General features: G+C 46.8%; 11 protein-coding genes. 10 read left to right on the top strand and 1 reads right to left on the bottom strand.

All coding sequences use genetic code 11. The features are described from left to right. Window positions 1–366: 366 nt before the first annotated feature. Window positions 367–1,818 carry a TIGR03013 family XrtA/PEP-CTERM system glycosyltransferase gene (locus J2T55_RS11740; protein ID WP_259057112.1) on the bottom strand — a complete coding sequence of 484 codons (1,452 nt, stop codon included), beginning with the start codon at window positions 1,816–1,818 and terminating at the stop codon, window positions 367–369. A gap of 457 nt (window positions 1,819–2,275) precedes the next feature. Here J2T55_RS11740 and prsK point away from each other — a divergent pair, with 457 nt between their 5' ends. The 10 genes from prsK (at window position 2,276) to asnB (ending at window position 15,762) form a co-directional block, all read left to right on the top strand. Then, a complete protein-coding gene (gene prsK, locus J2T55_RS11735) occupies window positions 2,276–4,381 on the top strand; it encodes an XrtA/PEP-CTERM system histidine kinase PrsK (RefSeq protein ID WP_259057108.1) in 2,106 nt (701 codons plus the stop codon). Further along, window positions 4,378–5,733, top strand: coding sequence for a PEP-CTERM-box response regulator transcription factor (prsR, locus tag J2T55_RS11730; RefSeq protein WP_259057107.1), 1,356 nt, complete (start codon window positions 4,378–4,380; stop codon window positions 5,731–5,733). The genes prsK and prsR overlap by 4 nt, the downstream gene beginning before the upstream one ends. Window positions 5,734–5,807: 74 nt before the next feature. Then, window positions 5,808–6,443, top strand: coding sequence for an XrtA/PEP-CTERM system exopolysaccharide export protein (locus J2T55_RS11725; RefSeq protein ID WP_259057105.1), 636 nt, complete (start codon window positions 5,808–5,810; stop codon window positions 6,441–6,443). Window positions 6,444–6,481: 38 nt separating this feature from the next. Continuing rightward, window positions 6,482–8,080 carry an XrtA system polysaccharide chain length determinant gene (locus J2T55_RS11720; protein WP_259057104.1) on the top strand — a complete coding sequence of 533 codons (1,599 nt, stop codon included), beginning with the start codon at window positions 6,482–6,484 and terminating at the stop codon, window positions 8,078–8,080. A gap of 4 nt (window positions 8,081–8,084) precedes the next feature. Continuing rightward, entirely contained in the window at window positions 8,085–9,065 is a 981-nt protein-coding gene (locus J2T55_RS11715) for an XrtA-associated tyrosine autokinase (protein ID WP_259057103.1), read from the top strand. After that, a complete protein-coding gene (locus tag J2T55_RS11710) occupies window positions 9,065–10,516 on the top strand; it encodes a TIGR03016 family PEP-CTERM system-associated outer membrane protein (RefSeq protein ID WP_259057102.1) in 1,452 nt (483 codons plus the stop codon). The genes J2T55_RS11715 and J2T55_RS11710 overlap by 1 nt, the downstream gene beginning before the upstream one ends. Before the next feature lie 6 nt (window positions 10,517–10,522). Continuing rightward, the gene (locus J2T55_RS11705) at window positions 10,523–11,401 is read left to right on the top strand and encodes an XrtA/PEP-CTERM system-associated ATPase (protein ID WP_259057099.1); all 879 of its coding nucleotides are present in this window, start codon (window positions 10,523–10,525) and stop codon (window positions 11,399–11,401) included. A 13-nt stretch (window positions 11,402–11,414) separates the two neighbouring features. Continuing rightward, window positions 11,415–12,284 (top strand): XrtA system polysaccharide deacetylase, encoded by an 870-nt coding sequence (locus J2T55_RS11700; RefSeq protein WP_259057098.1) that lies wholly within the window; start codon window positions 11,415–11,417, stop codon window positions 12,282–12,284. A gap of 30 nt (window positions 12,285–12,314) precedes the next feature. Next, a complete protein-coding gene (xrt, locus tag J2T55_RS11695) occupies window positions 12,315–13,811 on the top strand; it encodes an exosortase (RefSeq protein WP_259057097.1) in 1,497 nt (498 codons plus the stop codon). A gap of 4 nt (window positions 13,812–13,815) precedes the next feature. Next, window positions 13,816–15,762, top strand: a complete 1,947-nt coding sequence (asnB, locus tag J2T55_RS11690) for an asparagine synthase (glutamine-hydrolyzing) (RefSeq protein ID WP_259057095.1) — start codon at window positions 13,816–13,818, stop codon at window positions 15,760–15,762. Window positions 15,763–15,865 lie beyond the last annotated feature (103 nt).

Below are 15,865 nucleotides of genomic sequence, written 5' to 3'. Positions count from 1 at the left end.
ATTCGAGGGCATAAGATTATCGTCATTTATATACTCAGAAACAAAAGGCCTGTGCATATCAATGAAATGATCATGCCTTGCTCCTTTTGAGAGTATTTGATACGAGTAGTCAATCAATATCGCGAGGCATTTTATTAAAGCCATGTCGCCGGTCTTGAATCGCAGCTCCTTGGTTTCATTCATTTCGTCAACTCTTTTTTTAAGTCCAATTCAATAACCAATTCATTGCCTTTTGCGTTGTTTTGATGTTATGAATCATTCTAGACATCTGTTGAGCCGCGCGTCGTTTTGTCCGTGTTTTTAGCAATTCATAGAATGGCTGGGAAGAACCGACATCAGTGGTTTCTTTGTTTATTGACGGTTTCATTACCTGGCACCCTTGCCAAGTAGTACAACAGCCATCGTCTGTAGAATAATGTCGATATCCAGGAATAGACTGTAATTCTTTATGTAGTACAAATCGTACTGCAGTTTCTGTCTGGCTTCTTCGACAGAAGCGCCGTAGGGATAGCAAATCTGTGCCCAGCCTGTTAAGCCCGGTTCCGCATTGTGACGCAAGTTATAAAACGGTATTTCTTTGGCTAACTCGGCCACGATCTGTGGGCGTTCCGGGCGAGGACCTACCAGGCTCATTTCTCCTTTAAGCACATTGAACAGTTGGGGCAGCTCGTCAATGCGGATTTTTCGGATAAGTCGGCCAACCCACGTTACACGTGCATCATTCTGCTCCGCCCATATTGCAGTGCCATTTTTTTCTGCATTTTCAATCATGCTTCTGAATTTCAAAAGATTGAATGGCCTGCCACTCCATCCGACTCTTTCCTGCCGGTATATAATCGTGCTTCCGGCACCTGATTCACAACGAATCGCAAGAGCTGTAATAAGCATTATGGGTAAGGATAATGTCAGAATAAACAGACTGACACATATATCCATGAATCGTTTGGTTTTTAATCTGAATGCCTGCATAAATCCTTCAGAATAAATAAACGAGCCAGGTTGAAAGCTTTCGAGAACTATACTACCAGTCTCTCGCTCAAGAAATTGGGTTACATCAGTGACATAGATTCCGTTCATACGGCATTCAATCAAGTCATCCATTGGCGTTTTGTTTCTACGGTCATCCATGGCAACGATTATTTCTTCGATTCGATTATCTTTTGCATACCTGCATAATGGGGTTCCATTAACCACAATGATTCTGTTCTTGTTTATAAGGGATGGGCCATTGCTTCCCGGTATATCAACATATCCAGTAATAGCGGTATCGGTATGGCACAGGAAACTCTTCGCTCTTTTTGCAGATGAAAGACGCTGCTCCAGCTGTGAGGCTTTTACGCCGGTCCCCACAATCAGTACGCGATGATTCCCTGATGTGTTTACCTTATCTCTACAGAGTAGAAGACGGTTGGATAGAATCGCTATAAAGGCACAGCCGAGAGCAAGGGATTGTACCTGCAGGTCAAAGTAGGTTTGTGGCAGCCAAATATTGACCAGACTGAGTGCGAGAATGCCTAATAGAAATAGAAGGATGCCCATTATAAAACTGAGCGAGATCCGTAGAAATTGTGTTACTACTTTGTTAGACAGGTCTCTTTGATACAGACCTGCAGAGATCATGGCCAGGTGCATGCTCAGAATAAAAAACGCTATAACAATGTATATACTGGGGTTCTGGTTCCGATCGGGCGAATCCTGGAAAGCAATGTTATAAAAAAACAACATTGCAATTGTGATTGAAAAAAACAGTATAACTACTTCCAATAAATATAGTCGTAACAGAGTTCTTGGAATGTAGTGTCCGAATATCTTATACATCTAAACTGCTCTCCTCATAGATGCCGCCGGGTAAAACCGGTTCTGCTCATTGGTTCAATCCTGTACCAATTCCTGGCGCTTCTTTGAGTTAGTTATAGTGGTGCAAAGATTGAGGTGATTATGATCGACTTTTAGAGTTTCCCGATCTGTGCGATTGCATACACAAATGAGTAAACAGCGCTAACGAATGAAAGAAGCCTGTCTATGCGGGGCCAGACAGTACCTGGGAGGGTGTGCCTGGCTTTTATGTACTCTACCGCACAGACTGGAAGGCCTGTCTAAAGCGATTATGAAGGCTGAATCCGTGCGTGATCAGCCTTTGGTTCGGTCATCTAATAACGGATACAGGCTTGATCCGCTGTTTCAAATGTCCGTAACAGTATTAAAGTCAATTAATAACCATTACGGCAATTGTTCAGGGGCAGGTTAATGGATCACGACAGCGTTGGCCTAAATTATGCTTGACCTTGCTTTACTCGGTAATGCATCAGGAACACTCATGTTTCTGATTCTCTCAGCATTATTACTGGCTAACTGGCGTGGTCAGATAATCGGCGGGTTACTGCTTTTATCCAGTGTCATATCCGCGGTTTGGTTCGCGGTGTTGGTTTTCAATCCTGTTACTGCCGGAACATTGCCATTATCGGCGCATATGTTTGAAATTTTTCGCAATGCAGCATGGATGATGTTTTTGTATACCGTCTTGAGCCGACAATCGACAGATTTCTCCCGCCCGGCGCTGCGAGGTGTTTTGCCACTAATATGTGGATTACCACTCATGCTGCTTTTACTTGCGACCTATTCAGTTGCATCGGGTGATGGACTGATATCGCCCTTATTTGGTGCAAATCTGACTTACATTGGTCATATAACAATTGCTTTGCTGGGCCTGCTACTGATCGAGAAATTATACAGTAGCACGAATCCCGGCAGACGTTGGGCACTAAAATTCATGTGTTTCGGTATCGGCGGTCTGTTTATTTATGACCTTTTTATGTATTCAGATGCGTTATTGTTTAAAGGTATTGATATCTACCTTATGGATGCACGCGGCGCTGTCAATGCTCTATGTGTTCCTTTAATTGCCTTGTCTGTTGCCAGGAATCCGGACTGGCAATTGGATTTGTTTGTTTCCCGCCACGTTATTTATCATAGCACCGTCGCAGTGGCAGCAGGTGTTTATATGATGACCATGGCTCTGGCGGGTTATTATGTCAGGAGCTTCGGTGGTGAATGGGGTCCTGCGCTACAAACCATATTCCTCTTCGGCGCCATCCTGATCCTGGTTATTCTTTTCTTCTCGACGGAATTACGTGCCAGGTTAAGAGTCTTCCTTGCCAAGCATTTTTACAGAAATAAATATGATTATCGCGAAGAGTGGCTGGGTTTCGCACGTACGTTGGCAGAGAACAAGGATAATTCGAAGATCTATGAAACGATAATTAAGGCAGTCGCTGGTGTGGTAAAAAGCCCCGGAGGCACATTATGGCTGCCTGATAACGAGGACTGCTATGTTCTTTCCGGAAACATCGGTGTTCATGATGCTGTTAATGACGACATACCTGCCAATAAAAGGTTTGTCCGATTTATGCAGGATAATACATGGATAATAAACCTGGATGAATACAGGACAGACCTAAGTAACTTCGACGACCTTGAAATACCGCAATGGATTATCTCATGCAATTCAATATGGTTGGTTGTTCCATTACTCAACAAGGGTTCGCTGACCGGTTTTATTATGCTTCAGCGACCACACGGAAACGCATCGTTTGACTGGGAAGATATTGATTTGTTGTCAACCGTAAGCTTCCAAACTGCTGCTTATCTGGACCTGCTCAAGACAACAGAGGCGCTTTCCGAGGCGAGGCAATTTGAGACATTCAATCGTCTATCGGCATTCATGGTGCATGATATAAAAAATATTGTTGCACAGTTAAATTTTGTTACCTCAAATTTTCCAAAATACAAGGAAAATCCTGAATTCCTGAATGATGTAATGGAGACGATCACGAACGCTTCAACCAAGATGAATAACCTGCTCGGATACCTAGGAAAGGATCAAGTTATTATATCCTCCGCACCTCAGAAGCTCGATATCGCCGTTCTGATTCAGCATGTTATCGGCACAAGGCGCATCAGCAAACCGGTACCTGTCTTGAAGAATTCTGACCTCAACCTCTTTGTCAGAGCAGAAAAAGACAAACTGACTTCAGCCATTGAGCACCTGATCCAGAATGCTCAGGAGGCGGCAAGCGAAGACGGCGAGGTATGGATAAGCATTGACCGACAGGAGAGCCTGGCTCGAATAATGATTGCCGACGACGGCCATGGAATGGACGAGAAATTTATAAAAACCAGACTGTTCAAACCCTTCGATACAACCAAGGGTAACGCTGGCATGGGTATTGGTGTTTATGAAAGCCGTGAGATTATCCGTGGACTCGGCGGTAGTATCAAGGTGATCAGTGATTGCGGCATTGGGACGGTATTTACTATTACCATTCCCTGCCTCCAGGAGGAGACCATTCCAAATAATTATGCGGTCGCGATGAATTCATGACTTTCCCTCCTGAAAAAAATCGGTCCATACTAATAGTTGAAGATGATCCCGGCCTTCTGAAACAGATGTACTGGTGCTTCCCTGATTACGTTGTATTCGAGGCGGGTGATCGTGAGACAGCTTTGGATCAAGTCCGGCGACACAGACCGCCAGTGATTACGCTGGATCTGGGACTACCCCCTGATTCGGCCAATGCCACAGTAGGCATGGAGGTATTGAGCGAAATCCTTTCCTGTGCCCCTGAGACCAAGGTTATCGTTGTCACCGGCAACGGCGAGCGAGAATATGCATTAAAGGCTGTCGAGCTGGGCGCCTACGATTTTTATCAGAAGCCCATGGAACCGGATGTTCTATCTCTAATTGTAGACAGGGCATACAAACTGAGTGAACTGGAACAAGAAAACAGACGACTGGCCGAATCGAACCGACATGGTGAGCTCTCAGGCCTGGTTGCCTCAAGCCCGCAGATGGCTGAGGTGTGTCGAATGGTTGAGAAGGTCGGACCGACCGAAGTGTCTACACTGCTTCTGGGTGCTACTGGTACTGGAAAGGAACTGTTGGCTCGTGCCCTGCACAACTTGAGCCCGCGCAGGAATGAACTTTTTGTCGCCATCAATTGTGCGGCCATACCGGACAATCTTCTGGAAAGTGAATTATTCGGTTACGAGAAGGGTGCCTTTACCGGTGCTCAGAAGCGGACTCCAGGGAAAATCGAGTATGCCGCCGGTGGAACACTGTTCCTGGATGAAATCGGCGATCTGCCATTACATTTACAGGCAAAGATCCTCCGTTTTCTACAGGAAAGGCTCATAGTGCGTGTAGGTGGTAGAGAGGAAATACAGGTCGATGTGCGCATTATCTGTGCAACACATCAGGATTTGTCCGATAAAATTGAAATCGGTCAGTTCCGCGAAGATCTGTACTACCGCATTAGTGAAATTACCATTCACATACCTTCTCTGCATGAGCGCAGTGGCGATTCAATAGTACTGGCCAAACATTTCCTGGAAGTCTACTGCCGGGAAATAGGCAAGACATGTCGTCTGGATAAAAGCGCAATTGCTGCAATTGAAGAATATACCTGGCCAGGCAATATTAGAGAACTCGAAAATAAGATTAAAAGAGCGATAATAATGTCTGAGGACGGCCAGATTAGAAATATCGATCTGGAGCTTCCTGACAGCAAGCCCGATATGCCCGAGCTTCGGGCAATAAGGAGTGATGCCGAACGTCAAGCTTTGGTAAAGGCCATGGATATAAGCAACTTCAAGGTGTCCAGGGCTGCTAAACTCCTGAACGTCAGCAGACCAACATTATACGATTTGCTTGAAAAACATGGTATTAAAAATTGAGTATTCACCTCAACAAACAAAATATATATGGGGCTAGACATGGAACATAAATTTTATCTTAGAGAGAGAGCGACATGTTTATATATGCTATAGAGACTACCGTTAAAAATACATTTCTTTTTCTGTTACTAACTGTAATGACTCTATCAGGTTGTGCGCAAAGCTTGGTTGAAACGGGTGATCCAGCACCTGCGGTTAAAGATTACAGCTATACCATTGCTCCAGGTGACAGACTGGATATCTTCGTCTGGCGCAATGAGGACATTTCGGTCTCTGATATTCCCGTGATGCCAGATGGACGCATTTCGTCCCCGCTTGTTGGCGACATCATGGCCAGTGGCAAGACACCAATACAGCTTGCCAAGGATATCGAGATGGCGCTGGTTGAAGTAATTAGAGATCCACTAGTCACTGTGACAGTAGTAGGCATCGTAGGTGCGCATTCTCAGCAAATAAGAGTAGTCGGAGAAGCAGCGGAGCCCAGGGCAATTCCCTATCGTAACGATATGACCCTTCTGGATGTGATGATTGAAGTCGGTGGTCTGACTGAATTCGCAGCGGGTAACAGGGCAATTATAGTGCGCAATATAAATGGCTCGGAAAATAATTTTAATGTAAAGATCGATGACCTGATTAAACAGGGTGATCTAAGTGCTAATACAGAGGTTGCACCTGGAGATATCCTGGTGATTCCGGAATCCTATTTTTAACAAATGTATAAATTACTTTTTAAACGAGCCCGACCGTGATGAATGAAATATTCGAACAAATTAATCATTATAAATGGGTTTTGTTTCATAACTGCTGGATTATGCTGGCCAGCACTATTTTGATCTGCCTAGTTGGATGGACTGTGGTTCAGTCTATACCTGATAAATTTCAGTCGGAAACAAGAATTTATATTGACACTGAAACAGTCCTTAAATCACTGCTTTCGGGAATTGCTGTTGACAGCAGTATGCGTGAACATGCTGCACGTGTTATGCAACATACATTACTTGTACGTCCCAACTTGGAAAAAGTTGTAAGAGAGACGGATCTAAATCTTGCGATCAATGAATCTGATCCAGAGCAGATAGAAAAGCTATTGAGCCAGCTTGCCAGGGACATACGTATTTCTTCGGAATCCATAACACGAAATGACTCCAGTAATATATATAGCATCAGTTACTTGCATACGAACCCTCAGATGGCAAAAGATGTAGTAGAAGTTTTATTGAATATTTTCATTGAAACCATTCTTGGTACAGGCCGTAAAGATAACCAGCAAGCACAGGAGTTCGTTGATAATCAAGTAGCTATATATGCGCGTAAACAAAATGAAGCAGAAGATAGACTCAAGAAATTTAAGCAGGAAAATGCCGGCATTATGATGGAGGAGGGTAATGGTATCTATTCCAGAATTAATGCACTTGAGACCAGAATACAGGAAACGGAATTGTCGCTAAACGAAGCCGAAAATCGGACACGTACCCTTCAGGCCCAGATCGCTTCACTACGAGATAGATCATCAAATAGTCCTTCTTCTCCAGAAATAGCGCAGACACCGTTGGAGAGCAGAATCGAGAGCATGGAAACCAGGCTGGATGAACTGTTGCTTAAATACACCGAACAGCATCCCGACATAATCAGCACGCGGCGTGTGCTGGAGCAGATGAGAGAACAAAAACAGGTTCAGGAGGAGGGGGCTGAGGAGCCACAAGCCAATCAGGTTAGTCCAGGCCTACAGAATTCTACACTGTACCAGGAGCTTAACATCCTTTTGGGTGAGACGCAGGCAGAAACCTCGGCGCTACGTGCCAGATTGGACGAGTATCGTAGACGTCGTACAGAAATGAATAATCAATTGTCAACACTGCCCGAGGTAGAGGCACAATTGGTTAGTTTGAACCGGGATTATGAGGTGACCAAAGAACTTTATGAACAGCTTGTAATGCGACAGCAGTCGTTGCAACTCAGCTCTGAGGCTGGTCAAACTGGCGAGGAAATGCAATTCAGAGTACTAGAGCAGCCAATGGTGCCGGTTAGCCCTGTGAGTCCAAACCGTATACTTCTTAGTACGCTGGTATTACTGGCTGCTATCGTAGCAGGTATTGGTCTGGCGATTGTCTATGAGTTGATTCGACCGACCATTTATAGCAAGCGTCAGTTGGTAGAAAACATTGAATTACCTGTTTTAGGTGTCGTATCTATGTTCTGGAATGATGAGGCAGTTTCTAAACGGCGGCAGAGATTCATTATGTTTAACATGTCATTGGTTATATTATTTATTTCTTATGGCGGCCTGCTAGTTCATAACGGTCTCGACCCCGGCGTTACAACGTTCATAAATCGGCTAATTGAATAATATCATGAGTATAATAGAAAAATTATTAGAGAAGCTGGATAAAGACACGCCTGATAAGGCAGCACGTCCCAGTGAGGACAAGTTTGATCCTGAACAGGATTCTGTTGTATATGAACCAATGCACTGGGAGGGTAAGAGGTCTGAAATATCAAGTATACAAACAGAAGAACAAGAGCATCAGAAATCGGCAATGCTTGCCAATGAAGAAGCAAAAAAATCCAGAGAAATAGCTCTCGACCTAGAGATGCTTAAGAAGTCTGGTTATTTAGTACCAGAAGCTGTCAATATAACCCTGGCTGAGCAATATCGGCGTATAAAAAGGCCTATTCTTATTAATGCCTTTGAGGCTGAAGGTGCGCATCTGGAAAACCGCAATCTTGTTATGGTAACCAGCGCAGTTTCAAAAGAAGGTAAATCATTCTCTTCATTGAATATCGCCCTAAGTATAGCCAGAGAGTTTGATCGTACCGCCTTGTTTATTGACGCGGATATAGTCAAGCATACGACCAGCAATTATCTCGGCCTTGAGGAAGAACCTGGGCTGACTGATTATCTAATGGCAGATAATACCGACTTGTCAGATTATATGTTGAAGACAAATGTTCCTAACTTGACGATACTTCCAGCTGGTACCTACTCTGATGCCACTCATGAATTATGGGCTACAGAAAAGATGCAAAGATTATTGTCAGAACTATCTGCCCGTTATCACGATCGTATAGTTATATTTGATGCTTCACCGGTATTGCAAGATTCATCTACTCAAATCCTGGCCAGACTTGTCGGTCAAGTAGTATTCGTTATTGAGGCCGAAAAAACATCCCAGCAATTGGTCACGGACGCGCTGCAGGCTATTGCCGATGTTCAGTATATTGGTATTTTGCTGAACAAGAGTAACAAACGTCTCGTTTCAGAGTACGGTTATTATAGTCACGTAAATTTCCCTCTGGCCACAAAGATGAAAGCAATGGATGGTTCAGTCTGATGTGGCGCGCTACTTTACCAGCTGTTTTGCAATGGTTGTCTGCGCCAGTCATGCTGGCAATCGTCTCCAATGCTTATGCTGATCCATGGACATTCACACCGTCACTCAGCGTTAGCGAGATTTTCACTGACAATGTCGGACTTGCGCCGTCTGGTCTCGAGAGTAGTGATTTTATAACAACTGTAACACCTGGTATATCCATAGCACGGGAAAGTAGGCGGCTGAAGCTTGATTTAAATTACCAACTTCAGGGAAACTTTTACAAAAATCATTCCGAGGAAAACCAATTCATCAACCTTCTGGATGCGACTGGTACTGGTGAATTGCTAGAGGACAGATTATTTCTAGATGCGTCAGCATCCAGCAGTCAGCAAAATATAACAAATACAGGCGGTATCACGCTGGATAATACTTCACTTACTGACGATCGTGCTAGTGTCTTGACTTACAGTGTAAGTCCTTATTGGCAGGAACGAATAGGCAACTTTATGGATGCCGAATTACGCTATGAAAGGAATGCTGTCGAATCCAGTCGAACATTCGACAGTGTCAGTAATATAGTCTCCTTTGATCTTTCCAGTGGTACTGAATTTAATCGGCTGCTTTGGGGTGTGCACTTCAAGAATGAAGAAATAGACAATGATGGAGCAGGGTCAACACGATTTCGGAATGTAACTGCCGAGGGAGTGTATCTGATCACACAAAAGTTTGGATTGAAGGCAGTTGCTGGATACGATGATAATGAGTTTGCGAATTCTGGTGAAAGCATCGACGGTCCGTTGTGGCGACTGGGCGGTGTCTGGAGGCCTTCACGCAGAACTTCACTGGAAGCAACATTCGGCGAACGTTTTTTCGGCACTGATATAGTTGTCGACGCCTCCCACCGTACCAGGAAAACCCGCACGCAACTCACCTTTCAACGACGTCCGGATGTCACCAGAACTGTTCTTTTTGAGCAGCAGGTATTTTCCCTGGTCGACAATTTTGGCAATCCAGTAACTAATCCGAATACTGGCGATCCGGCAGTGCTTAACGTCAATGTTCCGGTGCAATCTCCGGAAGTTTTCATACGTGAACGACTCGACTTCGCATTCAGGTACACTCATAGAAAAAACACTCTGGATTTGTCGATATTCATGGAGGACCGTGAATTTCAACTCAGCAACCGGAGTGAGGAATCTAAGGGTGCCGAGCTATCCTGGTTGTGGGATGTCAACAGAAAACTGGATTCTCGGCTAAGCCTGTCGCTGAGCACAAACGAAAGTGGTAGAAATCTTTTCCAAAGAGGCAGAGAACAGGATTTCAGTGTGATTGATTACAGTTTAGTCAGAAAGATCAATCCTGGTCTCGATGCCAGAGTAGGCTATCGTTACATTGACGCCAGCTCAAATATTTCACGTGAATCGTATACCGAGAATCGTCTTTTCCTCAGCATTAACAAAAAATTCTAGAACTTTATGTACGAATCTTTTTATAAACTCAAGCGAAATCCTTTTTTATTAACGGCAGACCCTGGTTTCTTTTTTAACAGCAGAACCCACAAAAGAGCTTTATCGTATCTATTATACGGTCTGCAGCAAGAAGAGGGATTTATTGTCATTACAGGAGATGTTGGCGCCGGAAAGACTACACTGGTCAGTTATTTGCTGAAAAAAATAGAAAATCAGAATTATACAATAGCTAATATTGTAAATTCCAAGCTGCAGGCAGAGGATTTGCTGCGCCTGACATCAGCTGAATTCGGGCTCCGCTATAAAGATATTAATAAGGCCTATTTACTTAAAAATATGTATCAATACTTCAAGAGTTGCGCGCATGCTGGCAAGCGTATCCTGTTGATTGTCGATGAGGCCCAGAATCTACCCTGGGACTCTTTAGAAGAGCTGCGTATGCTTTCCAACCTGCAATGGCAAGGGAAACCATTGGTACAGTGTTTTCTTCTCGGTCAGAAGCAATTTAAAAGAATTTTACAAGCGGCGGATCTGGAACAATTGCGCCAGAGAATAATTGCTACTCATCATCTTGAGCCTTTGGATCTGCAGGAAACCAAAGAATATATAATACACCGTCTTAAGCTATCGGGCTGGCAGAATGATCCGATTATCGACAATGACGTGATCGAGGGTATACATCAATTTACGGGTGGAATTCCACGAAAGATAAATCTGCTATGCGGACGCGTACTTCTTTATGGCCATGTGGAGGAACTTCATCGAATTGATAATCAGTCTTTCGAGGCAATTCTGGATGATGTAAAAAATGAATTCTGGAACGAAAATTCAGACGGTTCGTCCGAAAACCAGATCACCGCGGAATTCTCCTACGATGCGGAGTGAAATAAGAAATGCAATGACGGTGGATGTCGAAGATTATTTTCAAGTCTCTGCCTTTGAGAATCATATCACCAGAGAGGAATGGGCAAGTCTGCCTTGTCGTATCGAGAAAAATATCGACCTGATATTGTCTATGTTCGATGATCATGGTGTAAAGGCCACATTCTTCACACTGGGCTGGATCGCGGAGCGGCATACCGAGATGGTGCGTCGGATTGCCAATGCCGGTCACGAAATTGCCAGTCACGGTTATTCCCATGTCAGGATCAATAGACAAGACCGCGAGGCGTTTAGGAACGACATCATCCGAACCAAGCATCTGCTTGAAGATATCAGTGGCAATATTGTTCACGGATACCGGGCTGCCAGCTTTTCTATTAACGCTGAGAACCACTGGGCGCACAAAGAACTGGATTCAGCCGGATACAAATACAGCTCCAGCGTTTATCCTATCCATCACGATCTGTATGGCATACCTGGTGGCTACCGCTTTGCCTATCGGCCGGGCGGTGGCAGTTTGCTGGAGATCCCTCTTTCGACGTATCAATGGCGTGGCCACAGGGTGCCTTGCGCTGGTGGCGGCTATTTCCGTTTATTTCCATATATGATCTCCAGATCTATGATCAACCGAATAAACCGAAATGATAACAAGCCCTGCATATTCTATTTTCATCCCTGGGAACTGGATCCAGGCCAACCGCGCCCCAAGGGGCTGAATCTGAAAACACGATTCAGGCATTACAAGAACCTGCATCGTATGCAGAGCAAGCTTTCCCTGCTGCTTGCCGAGTTCAATTGGGGAGCACTACAGGATATATTCATGGACGAACTGGGCCTGCCGAGCCCTCTTTCTGGTAGCGAGCAGACCAGAATGGTCGCCGGTTAATAGACGAACATCCTAATGAATAATAGAAGGATGCAATCCGTCGTCAATTTTAATGTCCCGCAGTATAAATCACTCGGCCTGTTCTTGCTTTGCCTGGCATTTATCGCTTTTGTCTTTCAGGACGCCCTGTCGGGTTTGTTCTCATTATGGCTGGTATTTGACGAAACCTATGGGCACGGTCTTCTAGTTGCTGCGACTAGTCTCTTCCTGACCTTCCGGGCTCTTAACGTGAAGCGGTACGACCCGATCTCTCCGAACTGGTATTATGCCTTGCCACTCCTGTTGCTCTCTATGCTCCTGGAAGTGGCAGCTGTCATTGGAGTTGAGCTGGTACAGTATCTCCTGCTGCCTGTTATTATTCTGCTGTCGTTTGCATTAGTCGCCGGTACCGGAGAGGCTAAAAGGATTGTTGTACCTCTGGGATTGCTTTACTTCGCCATACCCCTTTGGGATCACCTTAATAACGCTTTACTGGCACTCACTACGGTAGTTGTTCAGTATCTGGTTCAGCTTAGCGGCATCACTGCCCATATAACGGGCAACAGCATCTTCATTCCTTCCGGCGAAATTATGATTGTCTCTGGCTGTTCGGGTATTCGGTATTTCATAATAGGCTCATTTCTCGGCGTGCTCGGCAGCTACCTGAATTGCATAACGCTGAAGAGACAGTTGCTGCTAATAACAGCAGCGGTGTTCCTGTCACTGCTTGCAAACTGGGTTCGGGTCTACATCATAATTCTGATCGCTTACTTCTCGGAGATGCAAAGCCCTTTGGTCGACGATCATGAAATGCTTGGCTGGGTCGTTTTCCTTCTATTCATACTGCCGTTGCTTATTTTAAGCAGCAGATATAGTTCTCCTGGCGATACCGGCGGCCATACGCAGGCGGCGGATAACAGTCCCGGGCAGCGCTTGTATAAAAGACCGGCCATGGAACTCGCCGGCGTCATAATCGGTTTCGCCGTGCTCTGGCTGTCCATCTCGGCTGCACCGTACATGCTCGACCGGTACGAGGACGCGGGGAGGGCAGATGTAAAATTAAGCGATGTATCATCGTCGTTCGGAGGTGGCCGGACAGAAGAAACCGAATATATCCCGCTTGCCTATGAATGGCAGCCACAGATCAGCGTTCCGGAAGATATCTCTGTGACGCAGTACGGACAGGATGCGGGCGCCGTGACCGTCTATCGGTTTCTTTACCTCAAGGGTAAAGGGCGCGGGGAGATATTGCCCTACATCAATAATATCTATGGCCGTGCCGACTGGGCGGTAAAGGATAAGGGAGAACTGGGCGGCTACCAACAACTCAGGTTAGTCAACAAGAATACACAGGAAGAAGTCCGGGTCGTTTACCGTTTCGACGTAGGGGGATTTACAACTTCCAGTTATTCGATCGCAAAACTCTACCAGTTCCTGGCAGTAGCGAATGGCCGCCCCTATGCGCTGTTTACCGCCGCGTCGACCGCCTGTCAGGCGGACTGCGGACCGGCCTATGAACGGCTTGCCGTGTTTACCGGCGGTCGGTGACTCCATGTGTGGACTGACCGGCTTTTTTAGCAGAAAGATCCAGCCCGAGTCCACGGTCATGGATGAGCTACAGCGTATGTCCTCGACACTACGGCATCGTGGCCCTGACTATGAGGGTGCCTGGTCGGACCCGCAGCGTGGCATCGCCCTCGCACACAGGCGGCTGGCCATCCAGGACCTTTCGCCGCTGGGACACCAGCCCATGTTTTCCCGCTGTGGGCGTTTTGTGATCGTTTTCAATGGGGAGATCTACAACTTCCTCGATCTGAAGATGGAGCTGCAGGCGAAGGGCGAGACGTTCCAGGGACACTCCGATACCGAAGTCATGCTGGCGGCTTTTACACACTGGGGTGTCCCGGACTCGCTGGAGCGATTTGACGGCATGTTCTCCTTTGCCCTGTGGGACAGGCACACTCAAAAACTTTACCTGGCGCGGGACCGCATCGGTGAAAAACCGCTCTACTACGGCTGGCAAGGCAACACCTTCCTGTTCGGTTCGGAGCTCAAGGCCTTGCGCCGCCATCGCGCCTGGCGCAATGAAATCAACCGGGACGCGTTGACCCTGTTGTTGAGACACAATTATATCCCGGCCCCGCATAGCATCTTCACGGATATCCACAAGCTGTCACCGGGGACCTTTCTGATCCTGGATGCCGGGAGTGCCCATATCGAAATCCGGACATACTGGTCATATCGGAAGGTTTGTGAAGACGGAATTGCCGACCCATTGACGGGTAGTCCCGAGGAGATGGCAGAGGCGCTAGAATCGCGGCTCCGTGCCACAATCAAGCGGCAGATGATCGCGGACGTGCCCGTTGGCGCCTTCCTCTCCGGGGGTATCGACTCCTCGACCGTCGTCGCCCTGATGCAGTCAATCCACGCCTCACCCGTAAAGACCTTCACCATCGGCTTTAGCGAGGGCGATTACAATGAAGCCAGCCAGGCAAAAGCTGTCAGTGAACATCTGAAAACCGATCACACTGAGTTGTACGTCAGCCCCGAGCAGGCCCTCGAAGTAGTTCCGCAATTGCCGCAGATCTACGATGAACCGTTTGCTGACTCCTCACAGATACCGACTTACCTGCTTGCCAAACTGGCCGGAGAAAAGGTTACAGTGGCCCTCTCAGGAGATGGCGGTGACGAGCTGTTTTGTGGTTACTCCCGTTATTTTTCCCTGCAGCGACACATGGAAACCATGCAGAGGTACCCCCGGCCGTTACATCGGGCCGGCGCACGCCTGTTGAAGCGCATACCCAAATCACTGCTGGACCCGGTTGCCGGCTCCGCCTTGCGACTTTTCACCCAACGCAGTCATCACCACGCAGGAGAAAGACTGCGTGACCGCGCGGACGACTGGCTGCATGCCTCACTGCGGGAGGCCTATCAGCGCAAAATCTCCTACTGGCGGGAGGCGGGTATCGTCCACGGCGGCCGCGAACCGGATTACGTTCTAAACGATACGGCGCCGGCGCTGGTTAACGGGTCCATCCTGCAGAACCTGCAGTACCTGGACATGCTCAGCTATCTGCCGGACGATATTCTGGCCAAGGTCGATCGCGCTGCCATGGCAAACAGCCTGGAAACGCGCATCCCGTTGCTGAGCCGGGAGATCATCGAACTCGCGGCCCGTATCCCCGATCGTGTGAACACACTGCATGCGGACGGCAAATGGCCGCTTCGCAGGATTCTCTCTAAATATGTCCCCGAGGAACTGACGGAGCGCCCCAAACAGGGTTTCGCCGTTCCCGTCCGCGAATGGTTGCGCGGGCCCTTGCAGAGGTGGGCTGACGACCTGCTCGACCCAGCGCGCCTGAAGCATGAAGGCTACTTTGATGCCGACCAGGTACAAGAGAAATGGCGCCGCCATACCCGCCGAACCGAGGACGCATCATTCAAGTTATGGGGTATTCTCATGTTCGAGACATGGCTGGAGTCATGGCAACAAAACTAAACAAAGAAACACATGATATGGATAAAAACACATCAGTCTTAATGACAGCATACAATGCTCAAGTTTTATCAAGATGGCGGATTGTGATCTCAATAACTGTAAT

Source organism: Methylohalomonas lacus (assembly GCF_024808875.1).
GTDB classification, from domain to species: Bacteria; Pseudomonadota; Gammaproteobacteria; order Methylohalomonadales; family Methylohalomonadaceae; genus Methylohalomonas; species Methylohalomonas lacus.
The sequence above is the reverse complement of the archived record's forward strand: the minus strand, read 5'-3'. Positions and strand labels throughout refer to the sequence as shown.

Bases quoted from the DNA above. Each gene is read 5' to 3' on its own strand.
- J2T55_RS11740 (WP_259057112.1), bottom strand. From the start codon at position 1,818: ATGTATAAGATATTCGGACACTACATTCCAAGAACTCTGTTACGACTA.
- prsK (WP_259057108.1), top strand. From the start codon at position 2,276: ATGCTTGACCTTGCTTTACTCGGTAATGCATCAGGAACACTCATGTTT.
- prsR (WP_259057107.1), top strand. From the start codon at position 4,378: ATGACTTTCCCTCCTGAAAAAAATCGGTCCATACTAATAGTTGAAGAT.
- J2T55_RS11725 (WP_259057105.1), top strand. From the start codon at position 5,808: ATGTTTATATATGCTATAGAGACTACCGTTAAAAATACATTTCTTTTT.
- J2T55_RS11720 (WP_259057104.1), top strand. From the start codon at position 6,482: ATGAATGAAATATTCGAACAAATTAATCATTATAAATGGGTTTTGTTT.
- J2T55_RS11715 (WP_259057103.1), top strand. From the start codon at position 8,085: ATGAGTATAATAGAAAAATTATTAGAGAAGCTGGATAAAGACACGCCT.
- J2T55_RS11710 (WP_259057102.1), top strand. From the start codon at position 9,065: ATGTGGCGCGCTACTTTACCAGCTGTTTTGCAATGGTTGTCTGCGCCA.
- J2T55_RS11705 (WP_259057099.1), top strand. From the start codon at position 10,523: ATGTACGAATCTTTTTATAAACTCAAGCGAAATCCTTTTTTATTAACG.
- J2T55_RS11700 (WP_259057098.1), top strand. From the start codon at position 11,415: ATGACGGTGGATGTCGAAGATTATTTTCAAGTCTCTGCCTTTGAGAAT.
- xrt (WP_259057097.1), top strand. From the start codon at position 12,315: ATGCAATCCGTCGTCAATTTTAATGTCCCGCAGTATAAATCACTCGGC.
- asnB (WP_259057095.1), top strand. From the start codon at position 13,816: ATGTGTGGACTGACCGGCTTTTTTAGCAGAAAGATCCAGCCCGAGTCC.